The organism is Auritidibacter sp. NML130574 (assembly GCF_003185725.2).
Classification (GTDB): Bacteria; Actinomycetota; Actinomycetes; order Actinomycetales; family Micrococcaceae; genus Auritidibacter; species Auritidibacter ignavus.
In genome coordinates this window covers 2348461-2369190 of the sequence record NZ_CP031746.1, presented here as the reverse complement: position 1 = coordinate 2369190, position 20730 = coordinate 2348461, and the positions used below count along the sequence as shown (strand labels likewise).

Here is a 20730-nt window from a genome sequence, read left to right as displayed (position 1 = left end):
TGTCTGCTCTTCCTCACGCGAAGACTAGAAGGCATAGCTGGTGAGTCAACGAAAGGAACCCCATGTTTCTTGCTGTTCGTGAAATATTCCATGCCAAAGGCAGGTTCAGCCTGATCACCGCAGTGATCGCGATGATGACCCTGTTGCTGATTATGCTGACCGGGCTCACCGCCGGACTCGGCGCCCAGAACACCTCCGCGTTACAGGCCCTGGACGCCGACCGGGTGGTGTTCTCCGCAGAACAAAACCCAGACGGCTCTACCGCCGACCCCAGCTTCGCCAATTCCCAGATCACCGCCAGCCAGGCCGAGGACTGGGCCGAGGCCAACGGTGTAGATCACGTCGCCGGTCTGGGTGCTAGCCAAACCACGATGGAGACCGACTTCACCTCCTCGATCGCTCTGCTGTCTCTGCCGGAGGGAACCGCGATCCCCTCAGGGGAAACCGTTCGGCCCGGCACCGCTCTGGTGTCCCAGTCGGTGGCGGATGACCATGAGTTGCGCGTCGGCGAGACCATCACGGTCGGCTCTGAACAGGTCGAGGTCGCCGGTATGAGCGAGGATGAGTACTACTCACACTCCCCGGTGGTCTGGACCGACACCGACACCTGGGCGGCCGCCACCCACCAGCAAGCCGATGCCGAGACCGTTGTGGGCACCGTGCTGTTGGTCCAGGGCACCGAGCCCGACGAGGCCGATGGCTCGTGGTCCACCACCGCCGAAAACACCGACACCCTGGCAGTGACCCCCCAGGAATCTTTCTCTGCACTGCCAGCCCACCAATCCGAACAGGGTTCGCTGGTGAGCATGCAGGGCTTCCTCTACGTGATTTCTGCTCTGGTCATCGTCTCCTTTCTGACCGTCTGGACCTTGCAACGCACCCGCGAGCTGTCGGTGCTTCGCGCCCTGGGAGCCTCCGGGACCTATCTGTTCAAAGATGCCCTGGGTCAAGCCGGCATCATTTTGGCCGTCGGCGTCATCATCGGCACCCTGGCCGGTAGCGGACTCGGCGCACTAGCAGCCGGTGTCCTACCGTTCGAACTCACCTGGCTGACCCTGTTCGGCCCGATGGTCGGTATCTGGGCGCTGGGCATGATCGGCGGACTGATCGCCACCCGCAAGGTCGCCACCGTCAACCCACTCGAAGCCCTAGGCACCGCAGCCTAGCCACCAGCCACCGACCCCAACCAGGCTTCTGCCCTCTCTGCACACAGGAGACATCATGACTGCATCGACACTGACGACACCAACTCTGCAACTGAACCAGATCACCCAGATCTTCCCCGACGGAGACTCCGACATCACCGCCCTGGACCACGTCGACCTCACCGCCCACCCCGGTGACGTCACCGGACTGCTGGGAGAATCCGGATCTGGTAAGTCCACGTTACTGTCCATCGCCGCCGGCTTGATCGCCCCCACCAGCGGCGAGGTGATCATCGCCGGCGATGACATCTCCTCCGCCTCGGCGTCGGAACGGGCCCGGGTACGGCTGAATCACATTGGTTTCATTTTCCAGCAACCGAATTTATTGAGCTCGCTGACCGTGATGGATCAGTTACTGATCACCGAGCACCTGCGCGGTGTGCGCGGTCGGGCCCTGCGCGCCCGTCGGTCTCGGGCCGAACAGCTATTGGAACGGGTTGGTCTGCCCGGCTACGGGTCCCGCAACACCTCCCAGCTCTCCGGCGGTCAGAAACAGCGTGTCAATATCGCCCGGGCACTGATGGGTGAGCCCGACGTGCTCCTGGCCGATGAGCCCACCTCGGCCCTAGACCACGAGCTGTCCACCCGGATCATGACGTTGTTGTCGGAGCTGACCCACGAGTTGAATCTCGCCTCGGTGATTATTACCCACGACCGGTCGATGCTTGCGGTAATGGACCGCACCGTGGTGCTACAGGACGGTGTGCTCCACGAACAGCACGAGGATGACCCCGCCACCCCACAACTCGCGTACGCCTCACCGGAGGTGTGTTGTGTTTTGCCTCACAGGCGGTAATCTAAGGGGCGAACACTTCGTCGGCATCGGAAGGAACCCCAGGCTATGTCATCAACAGCTGAGACCACACACCCGGTGTTATGGGAGCCTACCGCTGCACACACCGCCCATCATCCGATGACCCGTTTTGCTCGGCGAATCGAAGACAAATATGGGGTGACTCTGGCAAACTACGCGGACTTGCACCGGTGGTCGGTGGATCACCTGGCTGACTTCTGGCGCGAAGTCTGGGAGTTTTCCGATGTGATCGCCTCGACCGGCTCCGAGACGGTTTACGAGGGCGAGGAGATGCAGCACACTCGCTGGTTCCCGGATGCTCGTCTGAACTTCGCCGAAAACATGCTCCGCCATGTTGCCACGCAACCCGAGGCTGAAGCCATCATCGGTGAACACGAGCTCAGTGGCACCGAAACACTCACCTGGCGACAATTCCACGACCAGGTTGCTGCACTCGCCCACTATCTGCGGGCAGTCGGGGTACAACCCGGGGACGCGGTCTCGGCGGTACTGCCGAATCTGCCACAGACCATGGTGGCCATGCTGGCCACGGCCTCGGTGGGTGCCATCTGGTCAGTGGTCAATACGGACTTCTCCGCCCACGGTGTGGCCGACCGTTTCGCGCAGATTGAGCCGAAGGTGCTGATCACTGCCGAAGGGTTCGAGTTCAACGGCACCTACCGCGATCTGCGCCCGACCATTCCCGCCCTGCTCGAGGTGCTTCCTACCGTGGAACATCACCTGCTGATTGACCGCTACTGCGCCGATGAGCACCTCACCACTGCCGGGGTGGAGCTGGGCGACGAGTTACCCGATCTGGGCTCAATCACCTCCACCCGGTACTCCCAGGTCATTGCGGAAACCCACGAGGCGGTATACGAGCAAGTACCCTTTGGCCACCCGCTGTGGGTGCTCTATTCGTCCGGCACCACCGGCAAGCCCAAAGGCATCGTTCACTCGCACGGCGGAATGACCATCGAGTTCTACAAGCTCGGTGGCATCCACGCCGGGTTGGGGCCCGATGATCGCAGCTATTACGCGGTGGCCACCACCTGGATGGTGTGGAACCTGTTGCTAGCGATGCTGATGTCCGGGGCAACCATCATCACCTACGACGGCTCCCCCACTGCCGGCGGACCCGCCAAAACCTTCGAGATCCTGGCCAAACACCGCGTCACGTTCTTCGGCACCGGCGCCGCCCTGCTCTCACTGGCCGAACGTGCCGGGATCTTCCCCAACCGTCAGGTGGATCTCTCCAGCATCAAGACCATGATGGTCACCGGCTCCCCGTTGCCCGACACCACCTGGGAATGGGTGTATCAGGCGATTAATCCCGACCTGCGACTGGGTTCGGACTCAGGTGGCACCGATATGTGCTCGGCCTTTGTCGGCACTAACCCGTATCGGCCGGTACGTCGCGGTGTGTTGATGGGTGCCTATCTGGGGGTTGATGCCCGCGTCGTCAATCCCGAAGGCCAGCGCGTCTTTGACGAGGTCGGCGAACTCGTCGTCGCCCAGCCCATGCCGTCCATGCCCATCTACTTCTGGAACGACCCGGATGGCCAACGCTATCACTCCGCCTATTTCGACGTCTTCGATGGCCTGTGGCGTCACGGGGACTGGGCCACCGAACTCTCCGGGGGCGAAACACTCAGCGCAACCGGCGAGACTGCTGGCAACGGCTTCATCATTCACGGCCGGTCTGACTCCACCATCAACCGTGGTGGCATCCGGATGGGCTCGGCTGACATCACCCAGGTGGTCGACGGGGTTGACGGCGTCGCAACATCCATGGTGATCGGTGCCGAGCTGTCCGGTGGCGACTACTATATGCCACTATTTGTGGTGCCCATCCCAGGCACCTCTGTGACCGAGGAGCTCAAACAGGATATCGTCACGGCCATTCGCACTCGGATTTCTCCGCGCTATGTCCCGGACGAGATCATCGAAGCCCCGGCAGTACCCACCACCAAGACTGGCAAGCTCTTGGAGGTTCCGGTGAAACGACTCTTCCAAGGTGCTTCACCCGATACCGTCAATAAGGCCACCGCCAGCGATGCCGACACCCTGGAGTGGTACATCAAGAAAGCTGAGGACTTCGTCGCTCAGCGTCAGTGACGGTGATCAGGCGAAGATCTCGGAGGCCTCAGTCAGCAACCGGACTTCTTCGTCGCTGAGTTGTAGCGTGGTGGCTTCCAGCAAGGCCGGGAGCTGTTCGACCGTGCGGGCTGAGGCAATCGGGGCCGTGACTCCACGGGCCAACAGCCACGCCAGCGCTACGGAGGCCGGTTGGACCTGGTGGTGCTGCGCAACCTCGACGAGCTGGTCCACCACACGCAGACCGTCAGCGTTAAAGTACTCGGAGACGTGGTTCTTTCGTTCGGTTTCTAAGTCAGCCTCGGTGCGATATTTTCCGGTCAAGAACCCTGCTGCCAAACCGAAGTAGGGGAACACCGCGAGATTATTCTCTTCGGCCACGGCCCGGTAGGTGTTTTCATAGTCGGCACGACGAACCAGGTTGTAGTGCGGTTGGATCGCCACCGGCAACGCCAAATTCTCCTTTCGGGCCACGCAGAACCACTCCCGCATCCGATCGGGCGAATAATTCGACAGACCGATATAGCGAATGTGCCCGGCGGTGACGAGCTCGTCAAAAGCCCGAGCTTGATCGGCAATCGGCACCTCAGTGTTGTCGAAGTGCCCGTAGTACAGATCGATGTAGTCAGTCTGGAGACGGCGTAGGGACTCCTTCACCTGCGACTGAAGATAGTCCAAGGTCTGTGGTGCCTGCGGAAAATCGCGGACTTTGGTGGCCACCACCACGCGGTCACGAGGCTGGCGAGCCAGCCAGGATCCAATCACGGCTTCGGATTCACCTCCCACAGCATTCGGCGCCCAATGGGGGTAGGTGTCGGCGGTGTCTAAAAAGTTACCCCCGGCATCACAGTAGGCGTCCAAGATCCGGTGGGCGGTGGGTTCATCTGCGGTCCAGCCGAACGTATTGGTCCCCAGGTTCAGTGGAAAAACGTCCAAGTCTGTCTGGGGGATCGTGACACGTTGTTGCGTCATCGCCGAGCCATCCTTTCTCTACCGGGGGTACTGCTTTTCTCATCACAACACATCAGCGGGGGTGGATTCCAGGACCTCGTTGAGCAGACGGGTTAGTCCAGGCCGCGGGCGGTGAGCGCATCCCCCAGATCATCGGCGTGTTTCAAGCTCAGGACCAAAACGGGCACCACCCACGACCACGGCGCGATGCGCACACCCCGGGCGCGTTGGGCTTCTCTGACCTGGTTGATGACCGCCGAGAGGGTTCCCACCGAGTTGAGCATCAGCCCCAGCGCCAACCCAATCTTCTCCGGATTCGCCCCGAACCGGCGCAGGGGCCCGAAGAGTTTTTCGGTCGTGGCCACAATGCCCGAAATCTCGGTGGTGCGGGTCAGCACCTGGGCGAGCAGGATGATCGAGATGAGTCGTGCGGTATTGGTGGCAGCGTGGACGGGGTCCAGAAAGATCAGCTGGGTGACCACCAGAAAGACCAGCAGAAAAGAGAGTCGCAACAGGTCGGTCACCAGCAATCGCAACGGAAGTTGGGCCACCAGATACCCCAGAATCGGCAGGAGCACGAAAACTACGGCCGCCGGATAGGAGGGTGGAATCAGAAACAACACCAGAGCAGTCAGGGCCAGCACGAGCAGTTTCAGCCCGGCCGGGGCTCGGTGTACCAGCGAGTTTCCGGGGATATAGAGCGAAATCATATTCGTTCCTGGTCGATCTCGGAATGAATAAAGTCCAGGTAGTTTTCCACCACCGTACGGGGGTGACCGTGTTCGCGCAGACGCCCCTGATGGATCCACAAGCAGTCGTCGCAGGCGGTGGCAAAGTCCAGGTCGTGGGTGACCAACACCAGCTGGGTTTCTCTCGGCAGGTGCAATAGTCTGCGTCGGACTAACAAGGCGTGGCGGGTGTCCAGCATCGAGGTCGGCTCATCGGCGATCACCAGCTGTGGCTCGGTAATCAGTACCGAGCACAGCGCCAAGCGTTGCAGTTGTCCCGACGACAGAGACAGACACGGCCGATCGGCCAGCTCGGTGAGGTGGTGCGCTTCCATGGCCGCCTGCACGCGGGCGGTCATCTCGTCTTTGGACAGCCCGGAGCCACGCAATGAGAGCGCGATGTCTTCTTCCACCGTGGGCATGACCACCTGAGCGGCTGCCTGCGGGAAGATCATCCCGATCCTGCCACGCAACCCCGGAGCCATTTTCGCTTTCCCAGGCCCCTGGGAGACCAGGTGTCCATTCACCGTGGCGGCACCGGAGGTATACCCCAGCAGACCGGCCAGCACGCGGGCCAGGGTGGATTTACCCGAACCGTTCTCGCCAATAATGGCGATTCGAGGTGCGTCGAGTTCGGCGGTGATATCGGTCAGAAGTTGTGCTTGGCCGGAGGATTCACCGGGTGCATCAACCCTGACGCACAACTGATCGAAGGCAATCGTCATCGTTATGATATTCCCATGGTCTCTCGGAAAACATCGGTCCCTATCGTGGTGGACGATCTCATCCGGTGCGGACTGGAGATCCTGCGCACCCACGGGCTAGCCGATGTCTCGATGCGCCGGGTGGCCACCACGCTGGGGGTGCGGCCCTCGGCATTGTACTGGCATGTCAAAGATAAACAGTCGTTGCTGGCACTAATGGCCGATGAGATCTTGGCTGGCATGAAGATTCGTAACACCGATTCATTGAGCCACCGCGCCCTGACGCTGTACCAGGGATTGCTCGCCACCCGCGATGCCGCAGAACTCGTCAGCTCGGTGATTGCACTGGGAACCGGAGGCAACCGGCTTCGGCGTAGCTTGCGCCAGGCCAGAGAAATGGACCAGGAACCAGACCCGGAGTTGCTGACCGACACGCTGGTGTCACTGATCTTAGGTGCGGCCGTGGTCTCCCAACAGCGATTGCAGGCCGAACAACTGGGCCTGACCACCGCGGACACGGTGCCGGAGCGGAACCAGGTGCGCAGTGATTTTGCCCAGATGCTCAAGGTGGTTATTCCCTCCTCGGCCTCAGGCGCGGAAGGCCTTCGGGTAGGCGCGCCACAGCCCCATGGTGATCAGCACGGTCAGCACCACCTTGGTGAGGTCACCGGGCAAGAAGACCAGTGAGGTATAGGCGGTCTCCAGCATGCTCAGCCCGGTCATCAACGCCTGCCCCGGGATACCAAAAGCATAAATCACCAAAATACCGCCGACGATGCTGCCCAGTGCCACTTTCCACCAGGTAATGCGCAACCCGGTACGCCATGAGCTCGCGCCGTGGACGATCAGGCCGATGACGACAACACCGGCCAACCAGCCGATCAAGTAGCCCACCGTCGGGGTGGCGAACACGCCGATACCACCACGACCACCAGCTAGGAGGGGCAGTCCCAGTGTTACGGCCAGTTCCAGCAGCGCCACCGCACCGAGTCCGCGCCAGGGTCCCAGCACGGAACCGGCCAGCATCACCCCCAAGGTTTGTAGCGTAATGGGCACACCGCCGGCAATATTGATGCTGCCAACGAGTCCGAAGGCTCCGATGAGCGCGGCAAACACCGCTATTTGTGCCAGCGCGCGGGCCGAGACACCGCCTCGAAAGCGAGAGGTTCTCGCCTCGTGTTGAGGTGTGCGCGCATCGTCAGGGGTGGTGGTTTCAGCCATGATGTGAATTCTTCCAACGGTCGATGAGAAATCATCCGCAGGCGGGACACCTGAGGGTTTAAAACACCGTTCACTGAACAGCGTTCAATACATGGTAGACCCGCAAGCCCCACCTGCGAAAATCCGGGGCAATATTACTGCGGATCGGGCTGCGAGATCTGGCTGTGGATACGGCACCGGATCGGCATTTTCGCGTACAGTATGACACGCAACCATCATCCGAAAGGTGCCCTGTGATGAACGATTCCTCATCCCGTCCGATCAACCCCGACACCGGGCTGCCACAAACCGCACCCCAGGCTGGGTGGCCAACGGCGGTCGACGCTGGCCCGAAGGTCATCTCCTACCGCGTCAACGTCAAGGCCAGCCCGGAGGAACTCTGGGAGATTCTGGCCGACCCCCACCGCCACCACGAGATCGACGGCTCTGACACGGTCAAGCCCAAAGTCTCCGGACCGCACCGGCTGACGATCGGCGATACGTTTAAAGTCGCCATGCACAAGTTCGGCATCGACTACACCATGAAGTTGACCACAGTAGCCGCAATCCCGGGAGAGATTGTGGAATGGAAACACCCCGCTGGCCACACCTGGCGCTGGGAACTTGCCGCCGATGCGCACCACCCTGGCTACACCACGGTCACCGAATCTTTCGACTATTCCTCGGTGCCGTTCTTGGTGGCGATGGCCTACTACTTCTCGAATACCGTGGCATTCAACGCCCAGGGTATCCAGGCATCGTTGACTCGACTGGCAGGACGCTATCTCTGATCATGACCACTTCGTATCCCGATCCGCACTCCGACGCCTGGCAACCGGACAATACCGAGCCGGGGGCAGAATATCGGCGCGATCCGCGCCCGCAACAAAAGACCGCCGAAGAAGATCTCAACCTCCCCGAGTTCTTGGCCCACCCCACCAAAGTGGATATCTTCCTGCTGATCATGCTGTTCGCCATGGCCGTGTGGGGCATTGCTCTCATCCCGTTCCGTGCCTGGCTGTTGACCGAGCCGGTGGCCTACACGTTATTGGTGGGGGGCTACACCTCGTCGGTGATTGGTGGCGCCCACGCCTCGGTCGGTGAGGGGCCCTGGTGGATGTACTGGTTATTCACTCTGGTCGGGGCGCTGAAGTTTGTCCCCTTCTACTACTGGATGGGTAAACGGTGGGGCATGGATTTCATCGACATGTCGGTGAAGTACACGCCCTGGCTGAAGAAAATGGCCCACCGGGCGATGACGTCCACGAAGGCCAAAGGGATCACCGGCGCACTGGTGCCCCTGTGCTATACCCCCGGACCAGTGCCGAGCAATATCATCAACGCGTTGCTGGGGTTATTGCGGGTCTCAGCTGGATTGATGATCGTACTTAACGCGGTCAGTGTGCTAGCAATCAATGGGCTGTTTATCTGGTTGGGCTACACCTTCGGAGATCAGGTGCTGGCCGTGGTTGAGGTCGTCAACCGCTATCTGCTGTGGATTACTCTGGCGCTGATTGTGGTGGCGATCTTCCACGCCCGTCGTACCATGAAACGCAATGCGGCCCTGAACGCCGACACGAACCAGGACGAACCTGGGAAAGCCAACGCGCAGGACCGCAACGTCTAAGAACCAGATCAGGGCCACATCCCGACCGGGTTAGTACGCCTTCCGGCGTTGCTCGACGACCAGGTGGATCAGCGCGAAGGTGCCGTCTTCGTCCACAGCTTTCAGCGCACGCTCGAGAGCGGCCGGAATCTCCGCGTTGTGGGTGACCTTGACCCCGAACCCACCGAAGGCTTCCGCCATGCCAGCGAAATCCGGGTTGAACAGCTGCGTACCGGACACACGTCCCGGGTAATCGCGTTCCTGGTGGGTGCGGATAGTGCCGTACTCCTGGTTATCCATTACGATCACCAGCGGGGTGGCACCGTACTGGCGGGCGGTGGCCAGTTCCTGCCCGTTCATCAAGAACTCACCGTCACCGGCAATCGTGATGATCCGACGGTCCGGGTAGTTCAACGAGGCGGCCACACCCGAGGGCACCGAGTAGCCCATCGAGCCGTTACGGGCCGAAATCATCGAGGCATAGGAGCGGGTCGGAAAGTAACGGTGGGCCCAGTTGGTGTGTTCACCGGCACCAAAGGTAACCATTGGATCCTGGGGTGCAGGAAGTGCCGCAACCAGATGGGCCATCATTTCATCCATGGTGGCCGGGCCTTCACCGGTAATCTCCGGTAACGTCGCAAACTCTTCCTGTTGGGCCCGCATCTTCGCGGTCCAGGTCTTCCAGGAGTCCTTGACCTCCAGGTCCATGCGGACCAGGTCGTGGATAAACAGATCCGGTTTCGCCACGATCTGGTGGGACACCGGGCCGGAACGACCGCGCAGTGACGGGTCGATAGTGACCAGGAAGTTGGTTTTCTCCCAGTTCTGGCGCACCCGGAAACCGTCGGTAACAGTATCACCGGGCACCGTGCCAACGAAGACGATCAGGTCGGTTTCTTCCAGCAAATCGTAGGTGGGCTTGGGCCGACCATACCCGATTGGCCCCACATAGCTGGGTGAGTCAAAGGGGATGGTGCCTTCGGTGCGCCATTCCGCTGCTGCGGCGATGTGGTGGTCTTCCAGCCATCGGGTTAGTTCCTCAGCGGATTCGTGGCTCCAGTCGTTCCCACCGGTGATGAATAGCGGCTTATCGGAGTTCAACAGCGCCGAGTGCAGCGCCTTCCAGTCGTCCACGGTCATACCGCCACCAGCCACCGGAATCTGTGGGTGCAGCCGGGCGTCAATCTCGTGGGTGATGACATCTTCGGGCAGACCGACAATCACCGGACCGGGGCGACCCGAGGCGGCTGCGAACATCGCTTCGGCGACGATCTCGGAGGCGCGCTCAGCATGGTCGAGCACCATGACACGCTTGGCTCCAGAGTCAAACCAGGCATGCGGATCGAATTCCTGGAAGGCTTCCTTATCGCGGTGTTCGAACGGGATGAGTCCAACAAACAGCACCATCGGGGTCGAGTCCTGCCAGGCGGTGTGCAGTCCCACGTGCGCATTCGAGGCACCGGGACCACGGGTCACCATGGCCACACCGGGGGTGGAATTCATCTTGCCCTCGGCTTCGGCCATATAGGCCGCCCCGCCCTCGTGGCGACAGACAATATTGTCAATGGGTGAATCATAGAGTCCGTCTAGCACGTTCAGGTAGCTCTCCCCTGGAACGCTGTAGACGCGTTTCACGCCGTGAGCGACCAACGTATCAACGATGACGTGGCCGGCAGGCTTCTTCTGGCTCATCTGGCTCCTCAGCTCCACACAGAATGTGTTTACAACACTTTTTCATCATGAACCGCGATCTCATGGTGGTGGACAACGGTTATCTCTCGCTTGACTATCCAAACTACCATCGACCCGATGTCCGCCCCGTCACATTCCGGGGCAGATTCAGTCCTTTGTGAACATGCCGGGACATTTCTATGATGTCCACCACGTTCGTTGCACAGATCGCGTTAGGAGGAGCGACCCTCACCGTGCTGTGGGTCCTCGCGGTCCGCATCCTCCGCGTGCTGCGGGGTTGAGTCGCTCGGGTGGGATGCTGGGGAGCGCTGCGCTTCGGCCCGTTCGGCCTCAGCGCGTTTTTTCGCCCGCGCTTTGGCCATGGCTTCACGGTGCATTTGTTCCGAGGACCGGTTAATGCCGGAGCCTTCGGAAAGGTGTTCGGGGTTGTCTCGTGATGCCAGCTGGAGTAAGGAGACCACCAGCAGGGAGACGATGAAAAACACCCCGAAAGCGATCAAACCCAGGTCCAGGCGGAGGGGCCTATCGGGGTTGTTCAGGCCACCGGTGGAGGCCAGCGTGACCACGACACCACCGATCAAACCGAGGACGGCTGAGAAAATCAGGGGTGCCGCAACGCCGAGGGGTTTCTTCTTCTCGGGGCCGTTCGGAGGTTGCGGGCCGCGCTGAGTAGTCACGACTCACGCTCCTGGGGTGCTCGATGATCACAATACATAATGCCTGCACGCTCCGGATGATCCACGTCGTGGGGCACCAGGGCGCACCTGACTATTCTAATCACGGCATGCTGACAGAATCCGCACGTGACCTCTCAGAGTGAACAACAGGGCGCACCACAGACCAGCACTGCAGGTCAGGACTCTTTCGGCCTCCACCCACGACGACGAGCCCGGCGGGTGTCGAGATAGTACCCCACCCCGGGAATACTGCAAAACACCGCGTGAATAAAGGCCGCCGAGCCCACAATACCGAGCAGATTGTGGAAGTCAGCGCCGACGAACATCGCGATGACGGTGGCCACCGCCGTGAGCACATCGACGGCTCCAGGGATCAACCAGTCGCGGGCCGGGGGAAATTCTTTGCGGTATCCACCACCGGCCACCAGCTGAGCAATGCCGGCAACCAGCAAGGCCAGGCTGAGGATGATCGCGGTGGCCATCACCCCGGCGGAGAACAGTTGGGCCCCAACTAATGCAACCGGCCCAAGCACCCAGGCGGCCGCAGCCATCGACAAAGGCGAGCGCATGGCCTCCGGCACCGGTTCTTGGCGTAGGAACTCCCACATCGCCACCCCGGTGAGACACAGGTAGATGGCGCAGCTGACATTAACCCAGGCAGGGCCGGAGTCCATCAGGTCGGGCGCTTGGTAGATCAGCGAGAAGATCCCGAAGGCTAAGGCCACCCCGGCACGAATCAGATACGGTCGAAAAATCAGGTGGGCGGTGTCGGGGCTGATCTTGGACGGAGGCTGCTGTTGGGTCTGAGTCACGGGAGACATTCTAGGCAAGAAAACGTTCTCCGGCAGTTTTCTCCTTCGCGCCCGGTATATTGCTGTGGTGAATCAGGCTTCGGGGTCCTTCTATCGTTTTCGTCAAGCTACGGGAACAAGTTGTGTTGGGCGAGGGCGATAACGGATTTGTTGTAACGTTTGGTTTCAGCACGTTTCTTGTCGTGGTTGGTCCCGGCAGGCGGGGTCGGCTTTGCTCGAAGCAAAGGCAAACAAACCAGCGCTCGTTTGAGGACTTTGTTGCTACGCAGAGATGGCGATTGACCACGACTGCAGGTGCCGGACTGACCGGTCACCGGCGCGATGCCAGCATCAGAAGCCAGATGCGCTATGGATGCAAAGTCCTTGCCGATAACTTCGGTGAGGATGCGTGCGACTGCCCTGACCCCGGTGCCGGGCATGGAGGTCAGGAGGTCGGTAAGAGGGTACGCATCAACGACTTTCAAGATCTCTGTTTCGATATCAGCTCGTTGCTGGGATCAGCTGGGTAAGCTGAGTGGCTAGTCTGCTGATAATGTGTCTGGCAGTGTTCGTGCCGGCCACGATGGTGGTTTGTTCGGCCAACGCGGTCATGATCTCGTCGGTGAGTCGAACCGAGATACGGGGCGCGAGTTTCGTGAACCGGGTTCTGAGATGTCCTCGCCCGGTACGCTACAAAGAGGCCGGAGTTGAATACCTATCCAGCAAATCCACCACAACCAGGTGGACCACCCTGGGCGTAATTATCCGTTCCAGGCAGGGGCTCTGGGCCAATAATCCTGGCAACCGGTTGTGGACCAGGGACAGCTGCGCGACGAGATCGTCATCAAACCCACACAGCATCGATAGTTGTTCGGCAAACTGTTCTTCAGCCACAGTCACCCCAGGGAATGTATGGGGCATGAGGCACGCTACTTCAACAATAATGTCGGCGCCTCTGTCACCGGTGCTAGCCTGGCCCGGAAGTAAATCGGCCACCCGGGGCATCGTCCGCCCTGATAGGTAGACGACGTGAATCCCGAGTTGCTGGGCAACCGCGATCAATAACGCGCCGATGGTTTTGGACTGATTTACTACAACCAACAGCTCACCGTGTTGAGACCTGTGGTCTTTCAACAGTGCCTGAATCTTGGGGTCAGATCGTGGCAACGGCTTGTCATATATAACCTTGCCATTGTGGTCGACAGCGGCGGCACGATGGTCGAACTTGCCAACACCGATTCAAAGAGATCCTTGAGGTTCTATCGGGTACCTTCTTTGACTCTTTCCACTAAAAGACCAGGTCACCGAAACCCCGTCCGCACACAACCACGTTACAAGGGCCCACAAGTTCCACCAGCGTGCTTCTTTTAGCGATCCGAACGAACCAGACACGCCCCGGTGACAACATCCTCGGATCATGGTCAACTGGGGGGCAAGCACCATGCCCCAACCAGCCGGGTCCCTACGCTGGGTATCGTGCCGGAAAACAGTGACACCTCAAAGGCCACGGGGGGCGCCCGTGGGTGTCCTGGTAGTCGCGGACGAGGCGATTCCTGGTCTGCTCCATGCCCTTCATGCCGACGCTGCCGGTGGTGCGACGGGAGAGCGCCGCGATCAGCTCGGCGGTGTGGTTAATGAGGTAGGCATTGTCGATGGCAGACAACGCGACAGTGGCCTTATGCGGCCGCCGCGAGTCCAGGCTCCGCCACTTCCCATCTTCGCCTTGAACCTTGTTCGAGACGACCAGATGGGTGTGACACTACGGGTCGGCGGCTCTTGAGTCGTAGTGGCCGAACACGGTGGCGATGGCCCGGTAAGTGGCATCTTCGCGGTCCCGCCCTTGCGCTTTGGGTCGAGACCACGCGTTCTTCGAGCAGCGCGACGGTATCGCGCGTTACGGCATGATGGGCCTGCGCAACCAGCTCTTGCGCCGGCGTATCTGCGACTCCCCATAGGGCGCTCAGTGAGTTCGGTGGGGAGAAGGTTAGATCGAAGCCTGCAATCGCAGTACGTGACTTGCGTACAATCTCTTCGTCGCGGATGTCCTGGATCGCAACCAGGGCGGCAATCCGCTCCCGCGGAGGCGACAACGTCGGATAAGTGTGGCCGAGTTTCGCACCTCTCACCGGGTGCACACCCTGTCCGAGCAGTTGACCAGGTGGTCCTCGTTCACCGTCGACCCCTCGGCCACCCCGGTGCCGGTCCCGTCTTCGAGGTTGCTCAGGCCGGTGCCAGGCCCCTGCGGGTTTCCGGATTCGGTGCAGTAACGGGTCAAAGGGGGGCGCGGAGGCAGCCGACGGCGTCGTCAGTGGCGATGGTTTTCAGGAGGTATTCGTGGTCGCGACTGGCGCACATGAGGCGGATCGTCATCACCACGACTGCCCCTGCCGAGGGGGGCTCGGGAAGGGACGGCCCCAGTGGGCAGGTGCGCGCAGCGTGCCTAGTCGCGCCCCGGTGCCAACCGTGTGGGTGGTGATATTGTGGCTGTCTTTGGCGCGGTCGAGACTCTCAGACGAAGCCCTAGCTCGCTAGCAGCCCGGCAACATCATCAATTGTCTTGCTGGAAGGGGCAACCTACATTTCTTCGGCGGGGGCGGGTGCAAGCTCGCGTCCACGGGTCGAGCTACACGCTTAGCTCCGACCTGTTAAGCTAGCGATCAGTCTCGCTTTTGCCGCTCTCGGTTACAGGGCCCAGGCAATTCGGACGTGGTAGTTGCCCCACCAGATGCCATGCGAGTCCAGTTGTGCCACCGCACCATGTCCGCTAGGCATCTTGACACGACGACGGGACGGCTCGGAGGGCATTGGCCACGAGTCGATTGCAGTTGGCCTTGCCTGCAAGCCGACACCTATCGCCTTGCCAACTGCCTCCTTCGCAGTCCAGATCTCCGTGAGGACCCTGTCATCCCTATCTGATTCCAGCTCCTTCCGTTCGCCATCGGACAGAGCCCAGACGGGGTCTGACCACCCTGGCAGGCTGAGACGCGACTCGAGTATCCACACCGATCGCAACGTCTGCTGTAGCCAGGACACAGCCCTCGCCTGAGTGCCAGATCGAGAAGTAGGCGACCGCATAGAACAGCGGAAAAATCCGATTTGAACTGCGGAAATACCTCCTGGCCCCTAGTCCGAGCGCTCGCTGGACGAGCATCGCCGCGGTATCTCTGTCAGCGCTTGACTGGGCACCCGACAGCCTTAGCGTCGAGGGTGATCTTTGACAAATTATGACGAAAGGCACGTCAGGGCTTGTTGCATGCACATGCACTAGTCTAGGTTGATGCATGTACAGCTAATAACATTACTGATGGGCGAGGCCTGGAACTCAGGCAAACCGTTTGTCTCGGATGACATGAACAGGAAGGAGCCCCCGGTGACCTTGACTGCGACAACCATCGATTTGCCCCGGACTCACGTGAGCTTGTCCACCGGTGCCATCGTTGAGGGCGAGGAAAAGTCCAAGGATGACATCACGGGGCTCGAATACAGGATCTTCCGGTCCGCTAAGAACCGACGAGAAGATCGCCCACGATCCGATCCTCCAATTCATCGCACCCGAAATCATCGACCAAACAGTCGAGAGCCTCTCCAATTCGCCACTGGATGCGATCGGACTCGCCTTCACCAGTTCATCCTTCAAAGTCGGTGTTTCAGGCGAACAAGAACTCCTCGCGCGCCTGAGTTCTGTCAGTCACGGCATCAGGCTGAACACCACAGGTACGGCAGCCACTGCCGCGATCCAGGCATTGAAACTCGAGAAGATCGCCATCATTGCACCTTCCTGGTTCGACGAGGATCTCTGCTCCGATGGAAAAACCTACTTCCGAGACCAGGGACTAGACATCGTCTCAGCAACCCCGAGTGGCCCGATGGGAGGCCCACTCACCATCAACCCAGCGGCCACTGCCACAGCAGTGAAGAACCTGGTGGCACGAACTGGTGCGAAGGCGGTCTTCATAGCAGGCAACGGACAGCGAGCCATCGGAGCTATCGACCAGTTCGAACGCGATCTCAGCATCACAATCCTCACCGCCAACCAGGTCCTCTTGTGGGCCAGCTTCGAGGGGACAGACATCAGGCGCCAGGTGGAAGGATACGGACGTTTCTTTGCTACAGGATAACCCCAACAAGCTCCCATGATAGAGTTACGTGCATGTACATGGATTCAAAAGACTCAGCACCCCCCCTTTCCGTGCGCAACCTCAGTGCGGCATGGGCGCAGGTTGCGGCCATTGTTACGGCGGTAGATACAACGCTCGGCAAGTGGCTGGTGGACAAATACGGCATCGGCCTCACCGAGTACCGTGCCGTGTTGCATCTGAGCAGAGCCTCTGACCGAGAGCTACGAATCACTGAACTTGCTCACCGAATGGGCCTCACCCAGAGCTCCGTGACGCGATTGGTCGGACGTATGGAGACCAAAGACCTAGCCTTCCGAGATACCTGCCCCCATGATGGCCGAGGGGTCTACGCCGTCATCACCGACAGTGGTCTCGAAGCCGTTACGAATATTCGTGAGCCGTACGAAGCGAAGATTCGCGAATTGCTGAGCGATGCGGCGAAACAATATCCGCAACTGAACTTGGTTGGTCTCGACGAGTCCTTCAAGGCGATCAGCAAGATCGTCTGTTGACACCCCGCCCGCAGGCAAGCTGTCGCACCCTACCCCTATATATGCATGCACATGCATATATAGCACAACGAAAGGAAACCACTATGACCACGAAAATCGATGTTTTTATCGACTACGTGTGCCCCTTCTGCTATCTCATCGAAGGAGCAGTTGAGCAACTTAAGCACGACCGGGACGTTGAGGTGACGATCCGGCCCTTTGAACTACGGCCTGATCCGGTCCCGACACTTCGGCCGGAAGACGACTACCTACCAAGGGTGTGGAAGGACGCCGTCTACCCGATGGCCGATCGGCTCGGGGTTCATCTGAGGCTCCCGACCGTTTCGCCCCAGCCGCGGACGGAGAAAGCGTTTATGGTGTTGCAATTGGCTCGGGAACAGAGTAAGGCCGAAGAATACACCCAAGCGATGTTCAAGGCTTTCTTCCAGGAGGACCGTAACATCGGAGTCGACGATGTGATCATCGACATCGCTGCTTCGGTGGGCCTGGACAGAACAGAGGTGGAGGTTGCCCTTCGTAGCGAGGAGCGCCGAGCGAGGCAACGGGCTGATCAGGACTACGCGGTTAACGTCATTGGCGTGACCTCCGTGCCGGGCATCGTGGTTGCAGGACAACTTCTGCCAGGGGTTCCCAGCGCTACACGGTTGAAGAAGACAGTCGACCTGCTTGTCGCTGATGCCACCACCACCGAGGCCCGCTCATGAGCGACTTGACCCCACCAACCCTGACCGAGGTCATGGACGAAGCAGTCGAGAAGTGCGTAGAGCACGTCGAAGCCGGCGGGCTTCCCTTTGTCGGCGTTCTCGTCGACGGCACGGGAATCATCTCCGGTTTCAGTGTGAACCGAGTCCGCGAAACCCGAGATCCAAGTGCTCACGCAGAGATTGTCGCCATGCGAGAAGTCCTCAACTCGACCGATCGAAAGGACCTTTCCGGTACAACTCTCCTGGCCACCGGGGAGCCCTGTGGCCTCTGCTACCGCTTCGCACTCGACCACGGCGTGGAGGCCATCTACGTGGCCGTGGACCGTGACGTCGTCGCCGACTGGGGATTCGACTACCGCACAAGCTACCGCTCGTTTGGTATCACCGATGCACTCCGGGCGACCGTTTTCAATCACCTGTCCACCGAACGCGGCAACGAGCCGTTCTCCCGATACCTGCAGACACAGATCAATCACGGACGCTGACCAGCGCTACCGTATACCTTCGAAAGGACATCCATTATGACTTGGCTCTATCTTGGCATCGCCGTCATCTTTGAAGTCGCCGTCGGCATCTCCGCCGGAAAAGCACAAGGATTCACCAAGCTTGGGTGGAGTATCGCCACACTCATCAGCGGCGCCATCGCCACCTTCTTCCTCAGCCTCGCGCTACTGACATTAGACGTGGGCGTCGGCTACGCCCTGTGGACATCACTTGCTGGCGTCGGCATCGTCATCACCGGTGCGCTCTTCCTGTCCCAGAGGCTCACTTGGAAAAAGCTACTGGGCATCGGCGTCGTTATCGCCGGCGTGGTCGGCCTTAACCTCGCAGGCACCGTCTAACCCACTTGCCCTACCTGATATTAAGAAAGGACTGCAGTCATGACTTCCACAGCAACACGAGGACCGTTGACGCCAACTGGACCCGAAAACCCTGAGAAGAAAGCCGGGCCCTGGTTGGCGCTACTGCTCGCCGGCGGGTTCGAAGTTGGATATGCTCTCAGCGTCAACGGGAGTCAGGGATTCACCAACCTCACCTGGTCCCTCGTGGCGATCGTCTTCTTCCTCCTCACGTTGTTCTTCCTGAGCGTGGCCCTGACGAAAATCGACGTGGGCATCGGCTACGCCGTCTGGGCCGGCATTGGCGCCGTCGGCGCTGCCCTCCTAGGGCCCGTCTTCTTTGATGAGACCCTTACCCTCGTGAAGGGCTTTTGGCTGGCCGTCATCATCGGCGGTGTCATCTGGCTCAAGCTCGCCGACAGCCCGAAGCTCGAGGCAAAGAAGAGTGACGGCCAGGCCACCGCGGCCCCGGAACAGCCCCAGTGACATCGACATCACCTCGGCGTGCCCCCGCCCGCTCCGTGGTTCGAATCGCCACGGCAGCCGGCGGCGGGTTCGCCGCGTTTTACACCTTCTACACGACAGCATCGAGCACTCTTGACGGAACGAGCATCTCAGCCGGCACCCGCGCCGGTATCGTGATGTTGGTTGTCGTCACTGTCCAGCCACTCCTGCTCCTGGGGCGGAACTGGGTCAGGAACCGGCGCCTCGCCGTCATGCTTGCACTGACATCTATGGGGGTGGGAAGTGCAATCCTGCCGGTGGCGAACCAGTGGCCAGGCTCACTCCTCCTCGGTCTGGGCTTCGGGGTCTTCGTGGTGATGAGCACGGTCTGGGTAAAGGAGCAAGCGGCACCAGGGCAGACGGGTCGCGCCCTGGGTGCATACGGCTTCGGTTCGGCAGCGGGTGGAGCACTGGGCGCTCCGATCGGCCTCTACGTTGTCGAGCACGGAGGCCAAATGGGTGTCGCCATCGTCGGCTGCGCCTTCGCGCTGGGCGCCCTCATTCCTGCGAGGCAAGCGAAGACAGCGACAGAGCACCGTTTTAGTCGACAAGCAGCTCACACACCCGCGAAATCCACATCCACGGACCCACTAGCCGGTCCGCGGGCTTCCTCCGCTATTGCCGTTGCAAGTATCAGCCTGCCTGGTCACCTCCTCACAGTGAGCCTCTACGCCGCCGTGCTGTCCTCCGTTGGCACCACAAGCGGCGCTTGGCTGCCTGTTCTGGCCGCATTGGTCATCCAGGTGTGCTTAGTACCGGGCCGCTTGGTCGGAGGCCACCTCTCCGATCAGTACCCACCACTGGTCATCCTGGTCCTGGCTGTCGGGTTCCTCGCCCTGTCGACGGTGGGCTTCGCTGTCATCATCTCTCGTCCGGGCACCCTCGTTGCCGTGGCAGTCATTGGATTTGCCTCAGGTGTAGGCCAGACGGCTGCCTTGACGGCCATGATGCGATGTGCCCGAACGCCTCGAGCGACGGAAACTGCCAGCGCAGGATGGAACATCGCTTTCGACGGTGGGCTCGGCATTGGCGCACTTGCCGCCGGATGGATGACGATCCAAGGCTAGTTGCAAACCGAACCATCTACTCATTTTCAATTACCACAGTCGGATTCCTAAACAGAAAAAAGGTGTTGTCAGAAGAAACGAATCGGTATCAATCCCACAGCAAGAGCGAAGTGCGGGTACGTCGATTAGGCACGAAGAATTCTCGCACCCGTGCCGTCAAGAAGTGATTGAACGCGTAAGCCAAAGGTTGCGAATAGGTAAGCAGAAACCGCTAAGGAGACAGACAAAATGTCAAAGAAGATCATGGTGTCAATTGGTATCGATGTGGACGCCGTCGCAGGATAGCTTGGTATCGTATGGCGGACAGGACTTCCCGAGTGACATCTCGCGCGGGAAGTTTGCGGGAGAGTTTGGCGCTCCACGCCTGCTCAAACTAGTGAGCGATCGTAAGATTCCCGCGACTTGGTTCTGGCTTAGACAATCGATCGAGACGTTTCCCGATAAGTTCGAGGCAACGGTAGCTGCGGGCCACAAAGCCGCGCTATGCACGGGTACAGCCGCGAAAACCCGTTGTCAATGACGCCGGAGCAGAAGACGGAAGT

At 60.2% G+C, this 20730-nt stretch carries 25 protein-coding genes; 13 read left to right on the top strand and 12 right to left on the bottom strand.

Annotated features, from left to right (window positions below):
* Window positions 1-62 precede the first annotated feature (62 nt).
* From DCC27_RS10780 to DCC27_RS10770, 3 genes are read left to right on the top strand one after another with little or no spacing between them, the layout of a single operon-like run.
* The gene (locus tag DCC27_RS10780) at window positions 63-1166 is read left to right on the top strand and encodes an ABC transporter permease (RefSeq protein ID WP_110101536.1); all 1104 of its coding nucleotides are present in this window, start codon (window positions 63-65) and stop codon (window positions 1164-1166) included.
* 55 nt (window positions 1167-1221) lie between these two features.
* Window positions 1222-2001, top strand: a complete 780-nt coding sequence (locus tag DCC27_RS10775; RefSeq protein WP_110110757.1) for an ABC transporter ATP-binding protein — start codon at window positions 1222-1224, stop codon at window positions 1999-2001.
* Between the two features lie 45 nt (window positions 2002-2046).
* Entirely contained in the window at window positions 2047-4116 is a 2070-nt protein-coding gene (locus tag DCC27_RS10770) for an acetoacetate--CoA ligase (RefSeq protein WP_110110756.1), read from the top strand.
* Between the two features lie 6 nt (window positions 4117-4122).
* Here DCC27_RS10770 and DCC27_RS10765 read toward each other — a convergent pair whose 3' ends face one another.
* From DCC27_RS10765 to DCC27_RS10755, 3 genes are all read right to left on the bottom strand, one after another.
* A complete protein-coding gene (locus tag DCC27_RS10765) occupies window positions 4123-5067 on the bottom strand; it encodes an aldo/keto reductase (RefSeq protein WP_110110755.1) in 945 nt (314 codons plus the stop codon).
* Between the two features lie 92 nt (window positions 5068-5159).
* A complete protein-coding gene (locus DCC27_RS10760; protein ID WP_110110754.1) occupies window positions 5160-5756 on the bottom strand; it encodes an energy-coupling factor transporter transmembrane protein EcfT in 597 nt (198 codons plus the stop codon).
* Window positions 5753-6499: an energy-coupling factor ABC transporter ATP-binding protein gene (locus DCC27_RS10755; protein WP_110110753.1), complete on the bottom strand. Its 747-nt coding sequence runs from the start codon at window positions 6497-6499 to the stop codon at window positions 5753-5755. Before DCC27_RS10755 ends, DCC27_RS10760 begins: the two co-directional genes overlap by 4 nt.
* Before the next feature lie 15 nt (window positions 6500-6514).
* On the opposite strand from DCC27_RS10755, the gene DCC27_RS10750 reads away from it, so the two are divergent.
* Window positions 6515-7165 (top strand): TetR/AcrR family transcriptional regulator, encoded by a 651-nt coding sequence (locus DCC27_RS10750; RefSeq protein ID WP_110110752.1) that lies wholly within the window; start codon window positions 6515-6517, stop codon window positions 7163-7165.
* Here DCC27_RS10750 and DCC27_RS10745 read toward each other — a convergent pair.
* The gene (locus tag DCC27_RS10745) at window positions 7067-7699 is read right to left on the bottom strand and encodes a biotin transporter BioY (RefSeq protein WP_110099848.1); all 633 of its coding nucleotides are present in this window, start codon (window positions 7697-7699) and stop codon (window positions 7067-7069) included. The genes DCC27_RS10750 and DCC27_RS10745 overlap by 99 nt on opposite strands.
* Before the next feature lie 236 nt (window positions 7700-7935).
* On the opposite strand from DCC27_RS10745, the gene DCC27_RS10740 reads away from it, so the two are divergent.
* Both DCC27_RS10740 and DCC27_RS10735 read left to right on the top strand, forming a co-directional pair.
* A complete protein-coding gene (locus DCC27_RS10740) occupies window positions 7936-8469 on the top strand; it encodes an SRPBCC family protein (protein WP_110099847.1) in 534 nt (177 codons plus the stop codon).
* Window positions 8470-8471: 2 nt separating this feature from the next.
* Entirely contained in the window at window positions 8472-9305 is an 834-nt protein-coding gene (locus DCC27_RS10735) for a DedA family protein (protein ID WP_199445914.1), read from the top strand.
* Window positions 9306-9335: 30 nt separating this feature from the next.
* Here DCC27_RS10735 and DCC27_RS10730 read toward each other — a convergent pair whose 3' ends face one another.
* The 8 genes from DCC27_RS10730 to DCC27_RS12870 form a co-directional block, all read right to left on the bottom strand.
* The gene (locus DCC27_RS10730; protein ID WP_110110751.1) at window positions 9336-10976 is read right to left on the bottom strand and encodes a thiamine pyrophosphate-dependent enzyme; all 1641 of its coding nucleotides are present in this window, start codon (window positions 10974-10976) and stop codon (window positions 9336-9338) included.
* 212 nt (window positions 10977-11188) lie between these two features.
* Window positions 11189-11653: a hypothetical protein gene (locus tag DCC27_RS12335; RefSeq protein ID WP_180342660.1), complete on the bottom strand. Its 465-nt coding sequence runs from the start codon at window positions 11651-11653 to the stop codon at window positions 11189-11191.
* 176 nt (window positions 11654-11829) lie between these two features.
* Complete coding sequence (locus DCC27_RS10720; RefSeq protein ID WP_148707535.1) at window positions 11830-12465, bottom strand: hypothetical protein; 636 nt, start codon at window positions 12463-12465, stop codon at window positions 11830-11832.
* Between the two features lie 107 nt (window positions 12466-12572).
* Complete coding sequence (locus tag DCC27_RS10715; RefSeq protein WP_110110749.1) at window positions 12573-12929, bottom strand: transposase; 357 nt, start codon at window positions 12927-12929, stop codon at window positions 12573-12575.
* A gap of 205 nt (window positions 12930-13134) precedes the next feature.
* Window positions 13135-13683: a transposase gene (locus tag DCC27_RS10710; RefSeq protein WP_110110748.1), complete on the bottom strand. Its 549-nt coding sequence runs from the start codon at window positions 13681-13683 to the stop codon at window positions 13135-13137.
* Between the two features lie 223 nt (window positions 13684-13906).
* Window positions 13907-14143 (bottom strand): hypothetical protein, encoded by a 237-nt coding sequence (locus DCC27_RS12700; RefSeq protein WP_255434676.1) that lies wholly within the window; start codon window positions 14141-14143, stop codon window positions 13907-13909.
* Entirely contained in the window at window positions 14121-14570 is a 450-nt protein-coding gene (locus DCC27_RS12695) for a relaxase domain-containing protein (RefSeq protein WP_256372018.1), read from the bottom strand. The genes DCC27_RS12700 and DCC27_RS12695 overlap by 23 nt, the downstream gene beginning before the upstream one ends.
* Window positions 14571-15126: 556 nt before the next feature.
* Window positions 15127-15519 carry a 4'-phosphopantetheinyl transferase superfamily protein gene (locus DCC27_RS12870; protein ID WP_110110747.1) on the bottom strand — a complete coding sequence of 131 codons (393 nt, stop codon included), beginning with the start codon at window positions 15517-15519 and terminating at the stop codon, window positions 15127-15129.
* A gap of 386 nt (window positions 15520-15905) precedes the next feature.
* Between DCC27_RS12870 and DCC27_RS10695 the strand changes: the two genes are divergently transcribed.
* The 7 genes from DCC27_RS10695 (at window position 15906) to DCC27_RS10665 (ending at window position 20188) form a co-directional block, all read left to right on the top strand.
* The gene (locus DCC27_RS10695; protein WP_110110746.1) at window positions 15906-16562 is read left to right on the top strand and encodes a maleate cis-trans isomerase; all 657 of its coding nucleotides are present in this window, start codon (window positions 15906-15908) and stop codon (window positions 16560-16562) included.
* A gap of 32 nt (window positions 16563-16594) precedes the next feature.
* Window positions 16595-17074 carry a MarR family winged helix-turn-helix transcriptional regulator gene (locus tag DCC27_RS10690; protein WP_246840095.1) on the top strand — a complete coding sequence of 160 codons (480 nt, stop codon included), beginning with the start codon at window positions 16595-16597 and terminating at the stop codon, window positions 17072-17074.
* An 83-nt stretch (window positions 17075-17157) separates the two neighbouring features.
* On the top strand, window positions 17158-17778 hold the full coding sequence (locus tag DCC27_RS10685) for a DsbA family protein (protein WP_110110745.1): 621 nt from the start codon (window positions 17158-17160) through the stop codon (window positions 17776-17778).
* Window positions 17775-18263 carry a nucleoside deaminase gene (locus DCC27_RS10680; protein ID WP_110110744.1) on the top strand — a complete coding sequence of 163 codons (489 nt, stop codon included), beginning with the start codon at window positions 17775-17777 and terminating at the stop codon, window positions 18261-18263. The genes DCC27_RS10685 and DCC27_RS10680 overlap by 4 nt, the downstream gene beginning before the upstream one ends.
* Before the next feature lie 36 nt (window positions 18264-18299).
* Window positions 18300-18620, top strand: coding sequence for a multidrug efflux SMR transporter (locus DCC27_RS10675; RefSeq protein ID WP_110110743.1), 321 nt, complete (start codon window positions 18300-18302; stop codon window positions 18618-18620).
* A gap of 39 nt (window positions 18621-18659) precedes the next feature.
* Window positions 18660-19103 (top strand): multidrug efflux SMR transporter, encoded by a 444-nt coding sequence (locus DCC27_RS10670; RefSeq protein ID WP_110110742.1) that lies wholly within the window; start codon window positions 18660-18662, stop codon window positions 19101-19103.
* Complete coding sequence (locus DCC27_RS10665) at window positions 19100-20188, top strand: MFS transporter (protein WP_110110741.1); 1089 nt, start codon at window positions 19100-19102, stop codon at window positions 20186-20188. Before DCC27_RS10670 ends, DCC27_RS10665 begins: the two co-directional genes overlap by 4 nt.
* The last annotated feature ends 542 nt before the right edge of the window (window positions 20189-20730 follow it).